This is a genomic window from Haloflavibacter putidus, from assembly GCF_006546625.1.
Taxonomy (GTDB): domain Bacteria; phylum Bacteroidota; class Bacteroidia; order Flavobacteriales; family Flavobacteriaceae; genus Mesonia; species Mesonia putida.
Genome location: NZ_VIAR01000003.1, coordinates 35,736 through 58,112 on the forward strand (window position 1 = coordinate 35,736; position 22,377 = coordinate 58,112).

Below are 22,377 nucleotides of genomic sequence, written 5' to 3' on the forward strand. Positions count from 1 at the left end.
ACCTTGAGAGAAACTATTTTTCTTAATTCGTTGTGTAAAAACCTTTCTGTCTTTCTGGTTGCATTTTTAGGCGCTTCCGGGCTCTTTGCGCAAGAAGAAAATCAAACCGAACAAGACTCTACAAAAACCGGTTATAGCTTAGGGCAAATACAAATGGCAAATCCGCAAAGCATCGTACATAAATATTCTTACGATCCGCTTTTAGACCGTTATATCTTTGTAGAAAAAATTGGTAGCGTTAATGTAAGTTACCCATTGGTGCTTACGCCTGAAGAATACGAGAAACGCGTAATGGAAGAGCAGATGAAGGCTTACTTTAAAGAAAAGTCAGATGCAATGACAGGCCGCGGCGACGATGCAAAAGACAGCCAAAAAAACCTGTTACCAATATTTTATGTAAACAATACTTTTTTTGAAAGCGTTTTTGGCGGAAGCGAAATAGAAGTTATACCACAAGGTTCTGTAGAGCTAGATTTAGGGGTTTTATATACCAAACAGGACAATCCATCTTTGTCTCCCAGAAACCGAAGTAACTTCACTTTCGATTTTAATCAACGCATTAGTTTGAGTTTATTAGGAAAAGTTGGGAAACGTCTTAAAGTAACTGCCAACTACGATACAGAATCCACTTTTGATTTTCAAAACCAGATAAAGCTAGAATACACCCCAACCGAAGATGATATTGTTAGAAAAATAGAAGTTGGTAACGTTAGTATGCCGTTAAACAGTTCTTTAATTCAAGGTGCACAAAGTTTGTTTGGGGTAAAAGCACAGTTGCAATTTGGTAAAACAACTATTACTGGAGTTTTTTCAGAACAAAATTCAGAACGGCAAACGGTAAACATTCAGGGTGGTGGCGCAGTACAGGAGTTTGATAAGTTTATTTTAGATTACGACGAGAACCGTCATTTTTTCTTAGCACATTATTTTAGGGATAATTATGACGATGCGCTGCAAAACTATCCGTACATAAATAGCAATGTGCAAATTACTAGAATAGAGGTTTGGGTAACCAATCGTACCAATTCTACAGAAAGCTTAAACAATACCAGAAATATTGTTGCCCTTCAAGATATAGGGGAAGCTAGTCCAGAAAATATTGGAGTTTTGTTAGATGCTAACGGCAACCCGATAAATCCGCCAAGCTTTTCCGGATTTTTAAATGCCACGCCAGATTCTTATCCTAACAACTCCAATAACAATTTCAACCCGATGGGCATTACCGGTCCGCAGCAATCTGTGTTAACGCCGGCTATTCGAGATGTTGCCAGTGTAGATCAAGGGTTTGGGGTAAATAGTGCGGACGTAAATGAAGGTGTAGATTATGCCAAACTAGAAAATGCCAAACAATTACAAAATTCAGAATATACCTTAAACAGTCAATTAGGGTATATTTCTTTAAACCAACGGCTTAGTAACGATGAAATTTTAGCGGTAGCTTTTCAATACACCGTTAACGGACAAGTATACCAAGTGGGAGAATTTGCAAATGGCGGCGTAGATGCTACAGAAACACAACCAAACCCTACAAGTCCCGGCAACGACGTTGCTATAAATCAAAATTTAGTTGTAAAATTATTAAAAAGTCCGGTTACCAATGTAAACGAGCCTATTTGGGATTTGATGATGAAAAACATCTATAGCTTAGACGCTTACCAACTAGAGCGCGAAGACTTTAGGTTTAATATTTTATATTCAGACCCGCAACCGCTTAATTATATTACACAAGCACCCAATGCAACAACACCTTTACCGGACGATGTAGAAGACACCAATTTGTTGCGCGTTTTTAGTTTAGACCGTTTAGATGCCAATAATGATCCGGTAATTGGAGGCGATGGCTTTTTTGATTATGTTCCGGGAATTACCATAGATCCACAAAACGGAAAAATAATTTTTACCTCCGTAGAGCCTTTCGGTGAATATTTATTTAAGAAGTTAGATAATACGCCTAATGGCGGATCAGAAAGTTATGAAAATCCTGCCACCTATAATGAAAATCAAGAAAAATACGTATTCAAAAGTTTATACGCTACCACCAAAACACAAGCAGAGCAAGAAGAAGCAGATAAAAATAAATTTCAGTTAAAAGGTAGCTATAAATCATCAGGACAAGACGGCATTCCTATTGGGGCGTTTAACGTTCCGCAAGGTTCCGTAACTGTAACTGCCGGCGGAAGGGTCTTGCAAGAAGGCGTAGATTATACAGTAGATTACCAATTAGGTAGGGTTAAAATTTTAGATGAAGCATTATTGGCTTCAGATACACCAATACAAGTTTCTACAGAAAATAACGCTACTTTTGGACAACAAACCAAGCGTTTTACCGGTTTAAATGTAGAGCATAAATTTAGCGAAGATTTAATTGTAAACGGAACCTTTATAAACTTTAACGAGCGGCCGCTTACCCAAAAAGCAAATTACAGTTACGAACCGGTAAATAATTCTATTTACGGTTTCAATTTTAATTACACTACAGAAGTTCCTTTCTTTACCAGATTGGTAAACAAGTTGCCAAATATAGATACAGATGTAGAGTCTAATCTTTCTTTGCGTGGCGAATTTGCTTACCTGCAACCCGGTTCACCTAAAGGCGATAATTTTAACGGCGAAGCAACTTCGTATATAGATGATTTTGAAGCTTCGCAAACTTCTATTTCTATTTTGTCGCCGCTTTCGTGGCATCTTTCTAGCGCTCCACTTGGTTTTGGTGGCGAAAAAGCAAATAACGATTTAAGCAGTAGTTACCGGCGCGCAAAATTAAATTGGTACACCATAGATCCTATTTTTTATAGTAATCAACGTCCGGCGGGAATCAACGACGACGATTTGTCACAATATTCTACCAGACGTGTTTTTATAGATGAAATCTTCCCCGATATGGATGTCGTGCAAGGCCAATCGCAGGCAATATACACTCTAGACGTGGCTTACTATCCGCAAGAACGCGGGCAATATAACTACAATCCTGCAGCAGCTGGTAGTAATACCTTACCAAATCCCGAACAAAATTTTGGCGGCATAATGCGGGAAATTACTACAACAAATTTTGAACAGTCTAACGTAGAGTTCATAGAGTTTTGGGTGATGGATCCTTACATTTATCCCGAAAATGCTACCACAAGCAATGGTAAAATTACGTTTAACTTAGGAAGTATTTCAGAAGATATTCTAAAAGACGGAAGGAAACAATACGAAAATGGCTTACCTAAAGACGGTTCTGCCGGCAATACCTTAAGTACAGCCTTTGGGCGCGTACCTTCTAATCAGTCTTTAGTTTATGCTTTTGATACAGAAGGTGCAGAGCGCGTTAATCAAGATGTTGGTTTAGATGGTATTCCAGATGCAGACGAAGCAAGTGCTTTTCCTGAATTTGCTGGGTTAGAAGATCCGTCTAACGATAATTACCTATATTATTTAGCTGCCGAAGGAGGCATTGTAGAACGCTATAGAAATTATAACGGTTACGATGGTAACTCGCCCACAGATGTTGGTCAAAACAGCAGGGGAAATACTACCGTACCTTCTGCAGAAGACATAAATCGCGATAACACGATGAATACCATAGACAGTTATTTTGAGTATGAGATTCCTGTTTATCCGGGTATGAGTGTAGATAACAACACTAGTAGCGTAGCGGGGGTAAACCAAGATTATATTACCGATGTAAAAAATGTAACCACAACTTTGCAAAACGGACAGCAAATGGAAGTAAAATGGGTGCAGTTTAAAGTGCCTTTGCGTACCAGTAGCGAATACTCTGTTGGCGGTATTGCAGATTTACGTTCTATACGTTTTATGCGTATGTTTTTATCTGGCTTTCAGGATGATATTGTTTTACGATTTGGAACCTTAGATTTGGTGCGCGGAGATTATAGACGTTATACCCAAGCCGTGGAACCTAATGGCACAAACCCTGACAATACGCCAAATACCAGTTTAGAAGTAACAGCAGTTAGTCAAGAACAAACCTCAGATTATGTTACGCCACCGGGTGTTGTTAGAGAAGAATTGGTAAATAACAACCAAACCATTCGCGAAGACGAGCAATCTTTATCACTTACCGTAAAAAACCTTTCTCCAAACGATTCTCGGGCGGTATATAAGAATTTTCAAGTAGACATGCGGCAGTATAAAAACTTAAAAATGTTTTTACACGCTAGAAGTTTGCCTGCGCCGGCGCCAACTTTGCAAGATGGGCAACTATCTGCCTTTATACGTATGGGAAGTGATTTTACGGATAATTTTTACCAAGTAGAAGTTCCGCTTAAGGTTAGCGATATTAGTTCTACCCAGCCGCGCGATGTTTGGCCGGAAGTAAACGACCTCGATCTACCTTTAGAATTATTACAACAAATAAAATCTCTAATTATAGGTAACGAAACTTATAATGCCGGAGAGCTTAACTTTTTCGATAAAAACCTAAATCCGGTTTCCGGTTTAGACACGCCAGATGAAATGCGCGTTGGTATAAAAGGTAATCCTAGTTTTGGCGATGTAAGAATGATTATGTTAGGATTAAAAAACACCGGTAATGTTGATGCTACCGGAGAAGTTTGGTTTAACGAAATGCGTCTTTCTGACATGAAAAATCAAGGAGGTTGGGCTGCTGTTTTAAATATGGATACCAACTTGGCAGATTTTGCTTCAATATCTGCAACGGGAAGAAGAAGCACCATTGGTTTTGGCTCGGTAGAGCAAGGCCCAAACCAACGTAGTCGCGAAGATGTCAAGCAATACGATGTGGTTACCAACGTAAATGTTGGGCAGTTGCTACCCAAAGATTGGGGAGTTAACATTCCGGTAAGTTATAGCCGTGGCGAAGAATTAATAACACCACAATACGACCCCGAATATTCAGATTTAGAATTAGAAACTTTAATAGATAATACAAACGACGCTGCCAGAAGAGAAGAACTTAAAGAACGTGCAGAAGATTATACAAGACGACAAAGTGTAAGTGTAATAGGTTTACGGAAAGATAGAACACAAGAAGACGCTAAACCAATGCCGTATGATATTGAAAACTTTACCTTTTCGGGAACTTACAATCAAGTAGACCATCGTGATTTTGAAATTGAAGAATCTTTAGATCAAAGTGTAAACGTTGGCGCTACCTACGATTATGGTTTTGAACCTTTCAAATTAGAGCCATTCAAAAATATAGCGGCTTTAGATAGCAGTGCATATTACCAACCAATAAAAGATTTTAATCTTAATTTGTTGCCTACCAATATTTCGGCAAGTGGTAATATAATAAGACAATATAACGAGCAAGTTTTTAGAGAAATAAACCTTCCGCCGGGTTCTATTGGTTTGCCAAAGTTATATCAACGTAACTTTACTTTCGATTGGCAGTATAACATCAATCATAATCTTACAGAGTCATTAACTTTCTCTTTCAATACTATGAACAACCGTATTGTTAGAAATTATATAGATCCGCAAAGCAATCCAGATAATTCTATTGGCATTTGGGATGGGTTTTTTAATGTAGGAGACCCTAACCTACATTATCAAAATTTACAAGTAAATTACGATATACCTTTTGATAAAATTCCGGCGCTTCGCTTTTTACGAGCGCAATATTCCTACACCGGTAGTTTCCAGTGGCAAAAAGGCTCTGAAGTAAGAAACAGCTTACCGGGAATTCCAGATTTGGGTAACAATATTCAAAATTCTAATAAGCATCAAATAAATGGCACATTAGAGATGAACAGCCTTTATAGTTATCTAGGTTTAAAGAAAAAACGAGGTCAAAAAGATACACGCTCTCGCAGTAGAAGAGGAGATGGCGCTAACAAATTAGGTTTTAGTCGTAGTAGTAAAAACTTACAATCTGATGAACCAGCAACCAAGCTTTCTGCAGGAGATAAAGCGCTAAATACTGCTATTGGCTTAGCAACCGCAATTAGACGTATTACGGTAAATTATGATGAAACCAATGGTACTTTCTTGCCCGGCTATACAAACGATGTGGGTTTTGTAGGAACTTTAAAACCAACTGCAGGTTTTACTTTTGGTAGCCAAGCAGATGTTAGAGAAATTGCAGCTAGAAATGGTTGGCTTACGATGTACCAACAATTTAACGAACAATATACAGAAACAGAAGTAAAGAATTTGAGCATACAAGCCAATTTAAACCTGTTACCGGATTTAACCTTAGACTTGAATGCAAACAGAATGTATTCTGAAACCTATACAGAAAACTATAGAGTTAGTCCGTTAGATTTGCAATACCGTTCTTTAACGCCCAACACTTACGGTAACTTTAATATTTCTACTATTATGATTGCTACAGCATTTAGCAAAAGCGATCAAGATTTTTCAGAAACCTTTCAAGAATTTAGAGATAATAGACTTACCGTTGCCAACCGTTTGGCGCAAAATGCTGGGATAGATATTGGCAATCCGGATAATATTGATGCAGATGGTTACCCAAAAGGTTTTGGTAGAACCAGCCAACAAGTTTTGCTGCCCGCATTTCTTTCGGCTTATACCGGTGGCGATGCCGGCAGTGTAGATTTAGGCTCTTTTAGAGATACGCCATTGCCAAACTGGAGTTTAAAATATACCGGTTTAATGCGTTTAACTTGGTTTAAAGATAAATTTAAACGTTTTAGTTTGCAGCATGGTTATACCTCGTTATATAATATTAACCAGTTTCAAACCAATTTAGAATACGATCGTAACGACCCTTACAGCAGTGCAAATTTAGATCAAGGTGGTAATTTTAGAAGTAAATATTTTATATCAAACGTAAACTTGGTAGAACAATTTTCACCACTTATAAAAGTAGATATGGAGTTGAAAAACTCTATTAAAGTTTTAGCAGAAGTAAAGAAAGATAGAGCGCTATCACTAAGTTTTGATAATAATTTACTTACCGAAATTCAAGGTAATGAATACATTCTTGGTTTGGGCTACCGCATTAAAGATTTAAAGATTGGCACCAATATAGGAGGGCAAAAAAGAATCTTAAGTAGCGATTTAAATTTTAAAGCAGACGTTTCTTTTAGGAGAAATCAAACAATAATCCGATATTTGGATATTAATGATAGCCAGACCACGGCGGGACAAGATATTTGGTCTATAACGTTTAATGCAGATTATGCGCTTACCAAAAATCTAACAGCTATCTTTTATTACGATCATACATTTTCAGAATACGCAATTTCTACCGCATTTCCGCAAACAACTATTAGGTCTGGTATAACATTGCGTTATAACTTTGGAAACTAAAAATTAAAAACAAAAAATATGAACATCCCAGCAGAATTAAAGTACACCAAAGATCACGAGTGGATCAAGATTGATGGCGACATAGCCACAATTGGTATTACAGATTTTGCCCAAGGCGAGTTGGGCGATATCGTATTTGTAGAAGTAGAAACCTTAGACGAAACCTTAGACCGCGATGAGGTTTTTGGAACCGTAGAAGCCGTAAAAACAGTTTCCGATTTATTTCTACCGCTAAGTGGCGAAATTATCGAGTTTAATGAAACCTTAGAAGACGAACCAGAAAACGTAAATTCTGATCCGTATGGAGAAGGTTGGATGATAAAATTAAAAATGACAGACGAATCGCAAGTTGATGATCTTTTAGATGCCCAAGCTTATAAAGAAATTATTGGATCCTAAACTAGGTTTGGTCCTAGCGGTAATCTATACGCTCGCACTTTTATTACTTTCGTTAATAAGCTTGCAAGGTTTACCACAAGCAGAAGTAGAAAATGCAGATAAGATTTTTCATACTTTAGCCTATGCCGGACTAACTTTTTTGTGGTATTTGCAATATTTTTCGCGCAGCACACGAAATAAAAAACGTCTCAAAAAAAAGCCATTATTGTTAATTTGTTTGGCAATTGTGCTTTTTGGCATTTTTATTGAAGTGTTACAAGAAAGCATTACCGCTTACCGCACTTTTGACGTGTGGGACATAACAGCCAACTTTTTAGGAACGCTTCTAGCATTAATGGTTATTTTGGCCTTAGAACCGAAGTTAGAAAAAGTTAAAAAGAAATTATAATTTAGATATTTATAAAAAATAATTACATTAGCAATCCAATAACTACAAGATTATGGAACCAAAGAAAAACCCGAAAAAAGATTTAGGAAGAAAAAGTGTTCTTTTTTTTCAAATAGGGTTGATTATTATGTTGTTCATTACTTGGCGCGCCATCGAGTGGAAAACTTACGATAAGGACGATTTAGGTCAGCAAGTAGTGCAATTTGATCAGCTAGACGAAGAAGAAACGGTTGTAATGCAACCCAATACACCTCCGCCGCCACCACCTCCGCCACCACCACCGGCTCCCGAAGTTATTGAAGTGGTAGAAGATGACGAAGAAGTAGAAGAACAAGTAATTGAGTCTACAGAGGTTACAGAAGAACCACAACCAGTTGAGGTAGAAGAAGTACAAGAAGTAGAAGAAGAGCCAATTGCAGACGTTCCTTTTACAGCTATTGAAGATGTACCAATTTTTCCTGGTTGCGAGCAATTTTCTTCTAACGATAAAAGAAGAGCTTGCATGAGTTCTAAAATTAAAGACTTTGTAAACAAGAAATTTAATACAGATCTTGGTGCAGAATTAGGACTTTCTGGAGTAAACCGAGTTTACGTAAAGTTTAAAATTGATGCAAAAGGAAAAGTTGTAGGCGTACAAGCGCGTGCACCCCACCCAAGACTGCAAAGAGAAGCAGAGCGCGTTGTAAAAATGTTGCCAGATATGACACCTGGTAAACAGCGAGGAAAAGCAGTAGGTGTGCTTTACTCTCTACCAATCGTATTTCAAGTACAGTAATTATTTTATATAAAGTATCACAAGCCTTCTCGATTTCTAATCGGGAAGGCTTTTTTTATTAGCTTTATAACCATTTCTTTATCTTTTTATACTTAAATTTTTCCGTCAAGCGGAAGAATAAGCTTTGCGCATTTTTAAAACTTTTCTGGTTTTTATTTACAAACATTGCCGTTTTAAAAAGTGAAAATCGCATTTTTTTATTCCGAAAAGTAAACCTCTACGCCAAGTTGATAATTAAAAAACTAGTTTTTTATGTATCTTGCCGAAGTTTTAAAGCCAGATAATATATGCGTCAATTTTTAGGTAGTTTATTGTTTATATTTCCCTTATTAATTTTTGGACAAGAAAATGTCGGTAAGTCAGAGCGGTATCCAATTTTTCCTGCTTGTGATAGTGTGAGTGCCAAAATGCAAGAAAATTGCTTTAATAAAACTTTGATTAAGAAATTAAAGGAGAATTTTAAGCTTCCCGCTTTGGTTGCAGAAGAAAATTATACCGGGCAAGTAACGGTTCTTTTTGAAGTGACTCCGGAAGGCAACTTTCGTAGTATTTATGTAGATGCTTATTACGAGGAGTTAAAAACAGAAATAGAACGCGTAATAAAAGAATTGCCGCAAGTAAAACCTGCAACCTACAATGGCCGACCTATTTTTATGCAATTTAAAATGCCGGTAAGAATTCCTATAGAAGAAAACACTGCCAAAACTTTACCTATAGACACTAAAAAGTATTCTACTTTTGGTGCAGAAAATACCAAAGAAACAACCCAAACTAAAAAAAGTACTAACAGAATAAATACAGAATACGATAGTATAAGCAAAAATACCACCGGTAAAAATTGGGGAAATCCTTCGTATTCCAGTAACATTAATATTCCGTTTTCACACGAAGTTTACAGTAGGTTTGACGATGATTTGAACCAAATAGGTACAAATGCGCATACCGCGGTAAAACCATATTTGTATAAAAAAGTAAATACCTACTACAATTTTGAAGAAGAAAAGAAAAACTTAGCGTACGATACAGATACTTGGTTTGGTAGAAAATTTTTTAACGAGCATTTGGTGCGTTTGCAAGGAGAAGATTTTTGGTTTACTGCAGATGTAGCAGCAGATTTGCAAATAGGAAAAGATTTTGATGCAGATTTTAATTATACCTATAATAATACCAGAGCGGCTGTTATACAAGGTGGTTTGGGAGACTCTTTTAATTTTTATGCTGCAGTTTACGAAAGTCAAGGGCGTTTTGCGCAATATTTTAATCAGTACGCGGAGTCTATTCGACCAGATGGCGGGAATCCGGCAATAATACCCGGGCGCGGAATTGCAAAAGATTTTAGAGGAGAAGATTATGATTATCCGCTTGCAGAGGGTTATATATCTTATAGTCCAAGTAAATTTTTTAATTTACAATTCGGGCACGGAAAAAACTTTATAGGAGATGGTTATCGTTCTATGTTAATGAGTGATGCCGCCAGCCCTTATCCTTATTTTAAAGTAACTACCAATTTTTGGAAATTACAATATACCAATACTTGGATGTCTATGCGCGATGTACGGCCTGCAGTTACAGATAGTGGTTCCTTTAGAACAAAATACATGGCAACGCATTATTTAAGTTATAATGTTACCAAACGCTTAAACATTGGTTTATTTGAGTCTGTAGTTTGGGAAAATGACAACGATCGTGGGTTTGATTTAAATTACTTAAATCCAATAATTTTTTATCGTGCTATCGAGTTCTCTACAGGATCTCGGGGAGGTAATGCGCTTATTGGTTTAAGCGGTAAATATAAATGGAGTGACCATTTTAATATGTATGCGCAATTAATGATAGATGAGTTTTCTTCCGGCGATATTTTTGGTGGGAAACAAAGTTTTAAAAATAAACTGGCTTACCAAATTGGCTTAAAGTATTTTAATGCCTTTGATGTTAACAATTTGCAATTGCAATTAGAATATAACCAAGCCAGACCTTATACATACTCTCATAACACCATAACGCTAAATTACGGCCATAATAACCAATCTCTAGCCCATTTGTGGGGTGCCAACTTTAGGGAAGTAATTGCTATTGCGCGGTACAAGAAAAATCGTTGGTATGGTAGTGCAAAACTAATTGTTGGTAAACGCGGCTTAGAATTAGAAAAAGATTTGGATCCTTACTACGGGGGCGATATTTATGGTTCTGAATACGATATAGAAACAAAAGATGGCAATGAAATTCTACAAGGCAATAAAACAGATTTCTTTTACGGCGAAGTAGAGTTGGGGTATATTGTAAATCCCGCTACTAATTTAAAAGTATATACCAATATAATTCATAGAAAATTAGATTCTAGTATTCCTGATACACCAAGAAAATTACAAGAAAACACTACTTGGCTAAATTTTGGTTTTAGAACAGACTTGTTTAACTGGTACTACGATTTCTAAGTAAAATCTTTAATTAAATTTATGGTTAATTGGCAATCTTTAAAAATCAAGCCGAGTTTATTCCGTAAAGAAATAATTAAAATACACTAAACGCGTACCAAAATTGCGAGCTTGTGTAGGTTGTTTTTTACCGAAAAATTTAACGCTTCTTGCCTCTTGCTAAGACTGTTTTTAAGAGTATCTTTGCAGCCGAAAAACAAGTGAATTTTTTTGAGCAAGGCAATATCAAATAACGCTTCTGTAAGCTTTGGGGCAGATTTTAAAGAAATAACCAAAATGCGGTTAACGGTAAGCGTTGTGTTTTCGTCTGCAGCAGGTTATTTTTTGGGAGCTCCGGTAGTAGATTTTGTTACGCTGTTATTGTTGGCCATAGGCGGTTATTTAATGGTTGGCGCGTCTAACGCTTTTAACCAAATAGCCGAAAAAAATCTAGACGCCAAGATGAACCGCACAAAAAACAGACCCATTCCCGCAGGACGAATGAGTGTTACCAGTGCGGCGGCCATTGCTATCTCGTTTACAATTTTAGGTTTGTATGTCTTGTATTACATCAACCCGATAACTGCGGTTTTTGGAGCAGTTTCTATCTTTTTATATACTTGTGTCTATACGCCTCTAAAAACCAAAACACCTTTATCTGTATTTGTTGGTGCTTTTCCCGGAGCCATTCCGTTTATGATGGGCTGGGTTGCCGCAACCAATCAATTTAGTATAGAGCCGGGAACGTTATTTATGATTCAGTTTTTTTGGCAATTTCCGCATTTTTGGGCTCTGGGCTGGTGGCTTTACGACGATTATAAACGTGGTGGATTTTTTATGTTGCCTACCGGAAAAAGAGACCGCGGTACGGCAATTCAAATAATTTTATACACAATTTGGACAATTCTTGTCTCTATAATTCCTGTTTTTCAGGTAACCGGTAGGTTGTATTTAACACCAGTCTCCGGTGTTTTAATTTTCTTGTTAGGTTTAGGAATGTTGTATTATGCAATAAAATTATATAAAAAGAGAGACGAGAAAACAGCCAAACAACTAATGTTTGCAAGTGTAAGTTATATTACCTTGCTACAAATAATATATGTATTAGATAAATTTTTAAGAGTATGGATTTAACCGAAGGTACAACCCAGGAAAAGAATGTTCGTTCTAGAAAAATGATGCTTTGGTTTGCAATTGTAAGCATGGCCATGATGTTTGCCGGACTTACCAGTGCTTATGTAGTAAGTAAAAATAGACCAGATTGGTTAACAGAGTTTCAATTGCCAGATTATTTTTTATGGAGCACAATAGCCATAGTGATTAGTAGCTTTAGTTTTCATTTTTCTAAAAAAATGATTTTAAAGAACGAACGAAAAAAAGCAACCGGTTTATTAGTTCTTACTTTAGTGTTAGGACTTATATTCGTTTTTTTACAATTTAAAGGTTTTAGGGCAATTGTAGAACAAGGTTATTATTTTACCGGAGGAGAAAGTACGGTAACTACTTCCTTTCTTTATTTGTTTGTACTTGCGCATATGGTGCACATTTTAGGAGGCTTAATTACTCTTTTGGTGGTAATTTATAATCATTTTAAACAACGTTACAAATCAGGTCAAATGCTTGGTATAGAACTGGGTGCGACCTTTTGGCATTTTTTAGATATTCTGTGGCTTTACCTGTTTTTCTTTTTATATTTCTTTAGATAATAAAATTAACTATTTTTGCTAAATACTTAACAATAATCTCTCTTTATGGAAACTGCTGTTGCGAAAACAGGTACAGAAGATAAAACCTGGGGTGGAGGACCAAAATCTCCTTTAAAAGTGAGTTACGGTAAGTTGATGATGTGGGTGTTCTTAGCATCAGACTCGTTAACTTTTTCCGGCTTTTTGGCATCCTACGGTTTAATGCGTTTTAAATTTTCAGATGAATGGCCTATCGCCGATGAGGTCTTTAATCACTTTCCTTTCTTACACGGGGTAGATGCGCCAATGTATTATGTGGCATTAATGACTTTTATCTTGATTTTTTCATCTGTAACTATGGTGTTGGCTGTAGATGCGGGGCATAAAATGCAGAAAGGGAAAGTCACCACCTACTTGTTTCTAACTATTATTGGAGGTTTGATATTCTTAGGTTCACAAGCTTGGGAGTGGAAAAACTTTATTAATGGTACTTATGGAGCGGTAAAAACCAATGGTGGCAATATTGTTCAATTTGTAGACAAGCAAGGCGAGCGTTTGGCTATTGGAGATGTAGCGCAATCTCTACCAGGACAACGCGTTCATCAGAAACCAAGCGAAGCTATTTGGTATAGTTTTGATGAAAGAGACATACCAACGTATAGTTTAGAAGAAGTAAAGAAAGGTTTTATGGCCAATGAAGATATCTTGGTTCGTATTCAAACCTTAGACGAAAGAGGTCAAAAAGTTATTTTGTCTCGTGATAAGTCTATAAGTCTTATAGAAAACCAAGCAGCAGGTGTTGTAGAAGGTGCAAATCTTACAGAAAATGAATACGGTCCGCCGCTATTTGCAGATTTCTTTTTCTTTATTACCGGCTTTCACGGCTTTCACGTTTTTATTGGAGTATTGCTCAATATTATTATTTTCTTTAATGTTCTTATAGGAACCTACGAAAAAAGAGGTAGTTATGAAATGGTAGAAAAAGTTGGGCTTTACTGGCACTTTGTGGACCTTGTTTGGGTTTTTGTATTTACATTCTTTTATCTTGTATAATCTTTTTAGACCTTAAAAATGGCAGAAACGAACACACATACAAAAAACGATAACTCCGCTGTAAAAAGAATTTGGACGGTATTTGTAATACTATCTATAGTAACTATTGTAGAAGTGTTGCTAGGTATTTTTAGACCAGATTTCTTAGTACATACAGACTTTGTTTATTTAAGTCTTCTTAACTGGATATTTATTCTTTTAACCATCTATAAAGCTTACTATATAGTTTGGGCATTTATGCATATGGAGCACGAAACCAAAGGGCTGCGAAGAGCTATAATTTGGACATCCGGGTTCTTGATAATTTATTTGGTGTTTATCTTTCTCACCGAAGGAAATTATATTTACAACGTTATGAAAAACGGATTTGTAGCCTGGGATTTTTAAAAGTTAAAAATACAGAAAAGACGGTTTATTGAAGCCGTCTTTTTTACTTTTGCACGAGGTTGTTTAAATCTTAGCTATGAAAAAAACTGTAGTCCTCATTGTGCTGTTTGCGCTACCAATTGTAGCCTATTTATTCTTCTCTTCTGGGGTTAACAATTTTGTAAAATTGCCCACCTTAACTTCCAACGTAAAAGAAATTAATAATTTTTCTCCTCTCAATGAAGGTTCCGTAAAGTTAGAAGATAAAATTACTATACTTTCCGTTTACGGCTCAGATATAGAAAAAATGGGCGGGAACGCCTTTAATCTTAATGAAAAGATTTACGATAAGAATTACGAGTTTAACGATTTTCAATTTGTAGTTTTAGCAGAAGATGGTACGCAAGAACAAGCAAAAAAACTTTTACAACAAATAGGAACTACCATTAATCCAAAAAAATGGAATTTTGTTTTTGGTTCTACAGAGCAAATTCAGAAAGTTTTTGAGAGCTTGCAAACAGATTTAGAATTGGATAAAGATTTTGCCACGCCATATACTTTTATAATAGATAAAGAACGCAATTTAAGAGGTAGAAATGACGACGAGAAAATTAAAGATGGTACGCTATACGGCTATAATACCAGTTTGGTTGGCCAATTGAGCAATAAAATGGTAGACGATGTAAAGGTTATTTTGGCGGAATACAGATTAGAGTTGAAAAAATACAAAGATAGGAAGTAAAAAAATGAAACGTAAATATTCTTATATAGGTTTAGCAATAATAATTTTGGTATTTGGCATTATAGTAATTCCTAAAATAGCCGAACGTACCGCTAAAGGTAATATTGTAGAAAACGATAGACTAAGTAGTACACCCAAAACAACAAGTAATAACGATTTAGCGTATATTAATATTGAGGGCAAAAACAAAAAAGTACCTGAATTTGAATTTGTAGATCAGCATAACGATACAATTACCAACCAAGATTATAAAGGAAAAGTGTATGTAGTAGAGTTCTTTTTTACTTCTTGTCCTACCATTTGCCCTAAAATGCATGACAATATGTTGCAGGTGCAAAAAGCTTTTAAAGAGGAAAAAGATTTTGCGGTTGCATCTATAAGTATAGATCCTAAAAATGATACTCCGCAGAAATTAAGAGAATATGCAGATAAAAATGGGGTAGAACATCCGCATTGGCATATGCTTAGTGGCACGCAAGAAAGCGTTTTTGAGTTGGCCAATAAAAGTTTTAATCTTTATGCAGCCTATAATCCGGAAGTAGAAGGAAATTTTGAGCATTCCGGCTATTTCGCTTTGGTAGACCAGAACGGTTACATCCGGTCACGAGAAGATCAATTTGGTAACCCTATTCTATTCTATAATGGTTTAGATCAAGACCAAATAGATATGTTAATAGCAGATATTAAAAAATTATTGTAATGCAGTCAACTAGTAAAAAAGATAAAGTGGCCATTCCGGTTATTGTTCTTTTGTCTGTACTTGTTCCGTTAATCGTGTTGGTTTTAATGAATTTACCCACGCGCTATGATTTACTTGGTTTAGATTTAGGAACCTTTCCTTTTTTTCACGCACTTTTAAACGGTACCACGGCAATTTTGCTACTATTGGGATATTTTTTTATTAGAAACGGAAAACGCAAAAGTCACCGCAACGTGATGATAACTGCGTTTGTCTTATCAACGGTATTTCTTATTAGTTATGTAATTTCTAAAATAAGTAACGATCCGGTGCCTTACGGCGGAGAAGGTTTTTTAAAGCCAATTTATTTCTTTATTCTTATAACGCATATTTTATTATCTGCTATTATTGTACCTTTAGTTTTGTTTACAATGTATCGCGGATTAACCAAAGAATACGAGAAGCATAAAAAAATTGCTAGATGGACATTCCCAATATGGTTATACGTAGCCATTACCGGAGTTTTGGTATATTTGTTTATGTTGCCCTATTATTGATAATTTGATAAAACCTGTTCTAATGCAACTAAAAAAAATAATTGTTTCTTTATTAATCATATTTGTTGGTTTTGCTGCCAATGCACAATGTTCTATGTGCCGGGCAGTTCTAGAAAGTCAAGACAGTGGTAGTGCGGCAGCCGGCATTAACGACGGTATTATGTACCTTATGGTTTTTCCCTATTTGTTAATAGGAATTGTTGGTGTTGTAATTTATCGTATGAATCGTAAAGGAGTAGCAGAAAAAGAAAATTAATTTTTTTGCCTATACAATGTAACATTTCCGCCTTTTAAAAGTCATATAAATAAATTGTTCTACTTTTTGCGCAATATATTTATATGATTGAAATAAAAAACCTACATAAATCTTACAAAACCGGCGCCACTGCATTACACGTGCTTAAAGGCATTAACTTTAGTGTAAAAGAAGGCGAACTGGTCTCTATAATGGGCTCTTCGGGTTCCGGGAAATCTACGCTACTCAATATTTTAGGAATGTTAGATGAAGCAGATAAAGGTTCTTACACCTTAGACGGTTTTCCTATAAAAAATTTAAACGAAAAAGTTGCAGCGCGTTACCGCAACAAATTTCTTGGGTTTATCTTTCAATCCTTCAATCTAATTGGTTATAAATCTGCATTAGATAATGTAGCCTTGCCCTTATATTATCAAGGGGTAAACCGGCAAGAACGTATAGACAAATCTATGGCTTATTTAGAAAAGGTTGGTTTAGCGCAGTGGGCAAAACACTTGCCAAACGAGCTTTCAGGAGGTCAAAAACAACGAGTAGCAATTGCGCGAGCTTTGGCCAGCGATCCTAAAGTATTGCTAGCAGATGAACCAACCGGAGCTTTAGATACCAAAACCTCTTATGAAGTGATGGATTTGATTCAAGGCATAAACGACGAAGGTAAAACCATTTTGGTAGTAACCCACGAAGAAGACATTGCCCACATGACAAAACGTATTGTCAATCTTAAAGATGGGCTTATCATAGACGATTCCAGAGTAGAACAAGTTAGGGCCGCAAAGCATGTTTAATATAGAACGTTGGCAGGAAATATTTGAAACTATCGGAAAAAATAAACTCCGTACTTTTCTTACGGGCATATCGGTAGCTTCAGGTATTTTTATTTTGGTTACTCTGCTTGGCGTAGGAGAAGGTATGCAAAACGGTATTCAAACCCAGTTTCAAAGCGATGCTACCAATCGTATTTCTGTCTGGACCGGCTTAACTTCTGTAGAATATAATGGTTTAAATCCCGGACGTCGCATTCAATTAAAAAATAAAGATTTTTTCTTTACGGAAAAGAAATTTTCTGACAATTTAGAATACCGCTCACCTTTATTTCGTGTTTGGGGGCAACTCATCAGCTATAAAAAAGAATCTGGCAGCTACCGTATTGAAGGTGTCTTTCCAGATTACCAGTTTTTAGAAAGCCAAAGTATGCTTGCCGGTAGGTTTCTTAATTATACAGATCAAGAAAACTATGAAAAGATAATGGTAATTGGTCAAAAAGTAAAAAACGATTTATTTAAAAATAACGAAACCGCATTAGGAAAACTGGTGCAAGTCTCCGGGATTAATTTTAAAGTAGTTGGGGTTTTTCAAGATCCTGGCGGAGAACGCGAAGAAGCTCGTGTTTTTATTCCGCTTTCTACAGCACAAAGAGTTTTTAGCGGCGGCAACGATCTAAGAGGCTTAGCTTTCACTTTGCCCCAAGAAGCTTCTTTTGATGTGGCTTTGGCAGCTTCCGAAAATTTTATCAAGCAATTAGAAAAGCAGTTAAAAAAAGAACATACCGTTGCGCCAAATGACGATAGTGCCATACGCATAAATAATTCTTTAGAAGAGGCCAAACGCTTTTACGATTTAATAGGTATGATAAAAGCTTTTTTCTGGGGTGTGGGCATTGCCACCATTTTTGCCGGTATAGTTGGCGTGAGTAATATTATGCTCATTATAGTTAAAGAGCGTACCAAAGAAATAGGTATAAGAAAAGCTTTAGGCGCAGAACCGCTTTCTATTATTGGTATGATATTGCACGAAGCCATCTTTGTAACTGCTATAGCCGGATTTATAGGTTTGTTTTTTGGTTTATTGTTGTTAGAATTTGTTGGGCCAATGGTGCAAACAGATTTTATTACCAATCCTACCGTAAATTTTAATGTTGCCCTTACTACGGTGGTTATTTTAATAATTGCCGGCGCCGTGGCAGGCTTTTTTCCTGCCAGAAAAGCTGCCTTGATAAAACCTATTGTAGCACTAAGAGATGAATAAATATGTTTAGTAGGGATAAATGGAATGAAATAATAGAATCGTTAAGCGCTAATTGGTTTCGTACCATCTTAACAGCTTTTGGTGTGCTTTGGGGTATCTTTATTTTGGTTATTCTGCTGGCAGCGGGAAAAGGTTTAGAAAATGGCGTGAAAAAAGGTTTTGGAGGTTTAGCAACCAACACCATGTTTATGTGGACGCAAACGGCTTCTAAACCATACCAAGGTCTGCCAAAAGGTAGAAGGTTTAATTTTAAAACTGGCGATGTACCAGCTATAGAAAATAATGTGCCCGGGCTTAAATATATTTCCCCTAGAAATCAATTGGGTGGTTTTGGTGGTAACAATAATGTAGTTCGCGGATTAAAATCGGGAGCGTTTAATGTTTATGGAGATTACCCCGAAATAATTAAACAACAACCTATGGATATTACTTCCGGCAGGTTTATTAATTACAACGACATTCAAGAAAAACGCAAGGTTGCCATTATCGGTAACGGCGTAAAGAGCACCTTATACACTATAGAAGAAGAAGTTATTGGCTCGTACATAAAAATAAACGGCGTTAATTTTAGAATAATTGGCACTTATAGAAAAAAAGGACAAGGCGGTGGTAATTCAGAAGAAGATCAAAAAGAGATTTATGTACCGTTTACTTCCTTCTCACAAGCATTTAATAAAGGAGATGTTGTTGGCTGGATGGCCATTACCGCCCAAGATAATAATTCTATAACTTCCTTAAAAGATCAGATTTTTGAGTTGCTTAAAAAACGCCATAGCATTCATCCGGAAGACGATCGCGCTATTGGTAATTTTGATTTGTATAAAGAATTTAGCAAAGTTAACGGTTTGTTTATAGCGTTAAAAGCGGTTGCTTATTTTGTAGGCATTTTGGTTTTACTTTCGGGCATAATAGGTATAAGTAACATTATGCTTATTGTAGTAAAAGAACGCACCAACGAGATTGGCGTACGCAGAGCTTTAGGTGCAACACCTTGGGATATACGCGGTCAAATTTTGTTAGAATCTGTTTTCCTTACAATTATTTCAGGAATGGCCGGAATAATTTTAGCCACCGGAGTTTTGGCTTTAGTAAATAAAATTTTAGACCAAAATACAAGTCCGGATACAATGTTTGCAAACCCAAGTGTAAATTTGGGCGTTATTGCCACCGCTTTATTTATCCTGGTTGTTTCGGGTTTATTGGCGGGGTTAATTCCTGCGCAAAATGCTATTCGTATTAAACCGGTAGATGCATTAAGAACAGAATAAAAATTTAAAATAGTATAAACACCAATTTTATTATTTCAATGAAAAGAATTTTAACCATAGTAATTTTAGTAGTTATAGTTTTAGCTTTCGGAGCTTCTATGTACTATTTATATCAGAAAAATCAAGAAAGTCCGGTGGTTTTTAAAACCGAAAAACCTTCTAATAAAACCATTATTAAAGAAACGGTTGCTACGGGAAGTATTGTTCCTAAAGAAGAAATTCTTATCAAGCCTAACATTTCAGGAATAATAGATAAGATTTATATAGAAGCCGGAGATAGTATTCAAAGCAATGATTTAATTGCGCAATTGCGCGTAGTGCCAAATGTTTCTAATTTGGCCAGTAGTAAAAACCAAATTACCTCTGCCAAAATTGCCTTAGATAACGAGACCAAAAGCTACAACCGGCAACAAGAATTGTATGAGAAAGGAGTTATTTCTGCCAACGAATTTGATAAAGCAGAAGTTGCTTACCAACAAGCACAACAAACTTACAAGGCGGCCAAACAAACTTACGAGATTATAAAAACCGGTACTTCTGCCGGCTTAGATAATGCTGCCAATACCCAAATAAGATCTACCATTTCGGGTATGGTGTTAGAAGTTCCCGTTAAGGAAGGCAACCAGGTTATAGAAGCCAATAATTTTAACGAAGGTACTACTATTGCTGCCTTAGCCAATGTAGATAATATGATTTTTGAAGGAAAAGTAGACGAGTCTGAAGTAGGAAAAATTAAAGAAGGTTTGCCTTTAGAAATTACAGTTGGCGCTATAGAAAACAAAAAATTTGACGCTATTTTAGACTATATTGCTCCAAAGGGCGTAGATGAGAATGGCGCAATTCAGTTTGAGATTGAAGGTACTTTAAAAAATCGGGACACCACTTTTATACGAACTGGTTTAAGTGCAAATGCTTCTATTATTTTGGCTAAAGCCGAAGATGTTTTGGCAATAAAAGAAGCCTTGGTGCAATTTGATAAAGAAACCAAAGAACCCTTTGTTGAGGTAAAAACCGGCGAACAAGAGTTTGAACGTCGTGATATAGAACTCGGCATTAGCGACGGACTTTATGTAGAGGTATTAAACGGTTTGGATAAAGACGATGAAGTAAAAATTTGGAACCCGGTAAAGCCGGCAACCAATTTTAAATCGTAATTTTAATGTTTAACGAATAAAATTTTAGATTTTTGACGTATGAAAAAATTAGCAATAGCCTTATTCGTGTTTTTTTTGCAGCTTAACTTGTTTGCACAACAGAAAAAATGGACACTCCAAGAGTGTGTAGAATATGCGTTAGAGAATAATATCTCTATAAAACAATCTGAGTTAGATTTAGATAATGCGAAGCTCAATAAAACAGATGCAATTGGTAACTTAATACCTTCTTTAAACGGTTCTGTTCAATACAGCCGAAACACGGGAGCAAGTATTAACCCGGTAACCAACCAATTTGAAAATGAAGTCTTTTCTTCCTATACCGGTGGTGTTAATTCTAGTCTTACACTTTTTGACGGTCTTCGAAATATTAGACAATTACAACGCTCTAAGTTAACCATCTTGGCCAGCCAGTACCAAATGGAGCAAATGGAAAATGACATTGCGTTAATGGTCGCCAATGCCTATTTAGAAGTGCTTTTAAACAAAGCTAACCTACAATCGCTACAAGCACAAAACGAGCTAACTTTAGAACAGTTAGAACGCACGCAGCAATTGGTAGATGCCGGCACGCTTCCGCAAGGAGATATTTTAGAAATAAGAGCCAACAATGCGCAAGATCAACAACAAATTGTTCAAGCCAAAAATAACATTCAAATAGCACTTATTAATTTGGCGCAATTATTACTCATAAAAGATTACGAAAATTTTGAAATTGTAGACGAAGGTTACGAAATTATCTCTACCAGTTTGGCAGAAAAACCCGTTAATGAGATTATTAATAAAGCTCAAGAAACCAGACCGGAAGTTAAAATTGCAGAAAAAAGCGTAGAACTGGCAGAAAAAGACTTACAAATAGCAAAAGGTTCATACTATCCTACACTATCTGCTTTTTTTAATTATAATACACGTTATTCAGATAACGATGTTTTTGACCGCGATTTTATAAAACAAGTTTATCAAAATGATGGTACAAGTTACGGTCTGCGTTTAAATGTACCTATACTCAATGGTCTTTCAAGTAGAACCAACGTAAAGCGAAATAAAATTAATTTGCAACGAACAGAATACCAACTTGAGCAAGCAAAACTAGACTTAGAAAGTAATGTATACCAAGCCTATGTAGATGCCAAAGGCTCAGCAGAAGCTTTCGAAGCAGCATTACAAGCCTTAACCTCGCAAGAAAAAGCTTTTGAATATGCTACAGAACGTTTTGAGGTTGGGTTAACCAACTCGTTTGATTATAGTCAGTCTAAACAACGCTATGATAATGCAAAAATAAACGTTAATCAGGCTAAATATGATTATATTTTCAAACTCAAAGTACTCGAATTATATTTTGGGGTTAACCCCGAAAATATAAAACTCTAAAAC

General features: G+C 36.2%; 18 protein-coding genes. All 18 read left to right on the plus strand.

The annotated features are described in order from the left end of the window. Window positions 1-3 precede the first annotated feature (3 nt). Window positions 4-7,242, plus strand: a complete 7,239-nt coding sequence (gene sov / locus FKR84_RS03750; RefSeq protein ID WP_141420863.1) for a T9SS outer membrane translocon Sov/SprA — start codon at window positions 4-6, stop codon at window positions 7,240-7,242. Between the two features lie 18 nt (window positions 7,243-7,260). After that, window positions 7,261-7,641: a glycine cleavage system protein GcvH gene (gene gcvH, locus FKR84_RS03755; RefSeq protein WP_141420864.1), complete on the plus strand. Its 381-nt coding sequence runs from the start codon at window positions 7,261-7,263 to the stop codon at window positions 7,639-7,641. Further along, window positions 7,607-8,029, plus strand: coding sequence for a VanZ family protein (locus FKR84_RS03760; protein ID WP_141420865.1), 423 nt, complete (start codon window positions 7,607-7,609; stop codon window positions 8,027-8,029). Before gcvH ends, FKR84_RS03760 begins: the two co-directional genes overlap by 35 nt. Window positions 8,030-8,081: 52 nt before the next feature. Continuing rightward, complete coding sequence (locus tag FKR84_RS03765; protein ID WP_141420866.1) at window positions 8,082-8,804, plus strand: energy transducer TonB; 723 nt, start codon at window positions 8,082-8,084, stop codon at window positions 8,802-8,804. Between the two features lie 287 nt (window positions 8,805-9,091). Further along, a complete protein-coding gene (locus FKR84_RS03770) occupies window positions 9,092-11,239 on the plus strand; it encodes an energy transducer TonB (RefSeq protein ID WP_141420867.1) in 2,148 nt (715 codons plus the stop codon). Between the two features lie 210 nt (window positions 11,240-11,449). Then, window positions 11,450-12,352 (plus strand): heme o synthase, encoded by a 903-nt coding sequence (gene cyoE / locus FKR84_RS03775; protein WP_141420868.1) that lies wholly within the window; start codon window positions 11,450-11,452, stop codon window positions 12,350-12,352. Beyond that, entirely contained in the window at window positions 12,343-12,924 is a 582-nt protein-coding gene (locus FKR84_RS03780; RefSeq protein WP_141420869.1) for a cytochrome c oxidase subunit 3, read from the plus strand. The genes cyoE and FKR84_RS03780 overlap by 10 nt, the downstream gene beginning before the upstream one ends. A 45-nt stretch (window positions 12,925-12,969) precedes the next feature. Further along, on the plus strand, window positions 12,970-13,956 hold the full coding sequence (locus FKR84_RS03785; protein ID WP_141420870.1) for a cytochrome c oxidase subunit 3: 987 nt from the start codon (window positions 12,970-12,972) through the stop codon (window positions 13,954-13,956). Between the two features lie 18 nt (window positions 13,957-13,974). After that, window positions 13,975-14,343 carry a cytochrome C oxidase subunit IV family protein gene (locus tag FKR84_RS03790; RefSeq protein ID WP_141420871.1) on the plus strand — a complete coding sequence of 123 codons (369 nt, stop codon included), beginning with the start codon at window positions 13,975-13,977 and terminating at the stop codon, window positions 14,341-14,343. A gap of 76 nt (window positions 14,344-14,419) precedes the next feature. Continuing rightward, window positions 14,420-15,064, plus strand: coding sequence for a hypothetical protein (locus FKR84_RS03795; protein ID WP_141420872.1), 645 nt, complete (start codon window positions 14,420-14,422; stop codon window positions 15,062-15,064). Between the two features lie 4 nt (window positions 15,065-15,068). Beyond that, window positions 15,069-15,764, plus strand: coding sequence for an SCO family protein (locus FKR84_RS03800; RefSeq protein ID WP_141420873.1), 696 nt, complete (start codon window positions 15,069-15,071; stop codon window positions 15,762-15,764). Further along, window positions 15,764-16,300 (plus strand): DUF420 domain-containing protein, encoded by a 537-nt coding sequence (locus tag FKR84_RS03805; RefSeq protein WP_141420874.1) that lies wholly within the window; start codon window positions 15,764-15,766, stop codon window positions 16,298-16,300. The genes FKR84_RS03800 and FKR84_RS03805 overlap by 1 nt, the downstream gene beginning before the upstream one ends. A 22-nt stretch (window positions 16,301-16,322) precedes the next feature. Beyond that, the gene (locus tag FKR84_RS03810) at window positions 16,323-16,556 is read left to right on the plus strand and encodes a hypothetical protein (RefSeq protein ID WP_141420875.1); all 234 of its coding nucleotides are present in this window, start codon (window positions 16,323-16,325) and stop codon (window positions 16,554-16,556) included. An 83-nt stretch (window positions 16,557-16,639) separates the two neighbouring features. Next, on the plus strand, window positions 16,640-17,341 hold the full coding sequence (locus FKR84_RS03815; protein ID WP_141420876.1) for an ABC transporter ATP-binding protein: 702 nt from the start codon (window positions 16,640-16,642) through the stop codon (window positions 17,339-17,341). Continuing rightward, entirely contained in the window at window positions 17,334-18,581 is a 1,248-nt protein-coding gene (locus FKR84_RS03820) for an ABC transporter permease (RefSeq protein WP_141420877.1), read from the plus strand. Before FKR84_RS03815 ends, FKR84_RS03820 begins: the two co-directional genes overlap by 8 nt. A 2-nt stretch (window positions 18,582-18,583) precedes the next feature. Then, window positions 18,584-19,849, plus strand: coding sequence for an ABC transporter permease (locus FKR84_RS03825; protein WP_141420878.1), 1,266 nt, complete (start codon window positions 18,584-18,586; stop codon window positions 19,847-19,849). A gap of 38 nt (window positions 19,850-19,887) precedes the next feature. Then, complete coding sequence (locus FKR84_RS03830; RefSeq protein ID WP_141420879.1) at window positions 19,888-21,003, plus strand: efflux RND transporter periplasmic adaptor subunit; 1,116 nt, start codon at window positions 19,888-19,890, stop codon at window positions 21,001-21,003. Between the two features lie 39 nt (window positions 21,004-21,042). Continuing rightward, the gene (locus tag FKR84_RS03835; RefSeq protein ID WP_141420880.1) at window positions 21,043-22,374 is read left to right on the plus strand and encodes a TolC family protein; all 1,332 of its coding nucleotides are present in this window, start codon (window positions 21,043-21,045) and stop codon (window positions 22,372-22,374) included. Window positions 22,375-22,377: the final 3 nt, after the last annotated feature.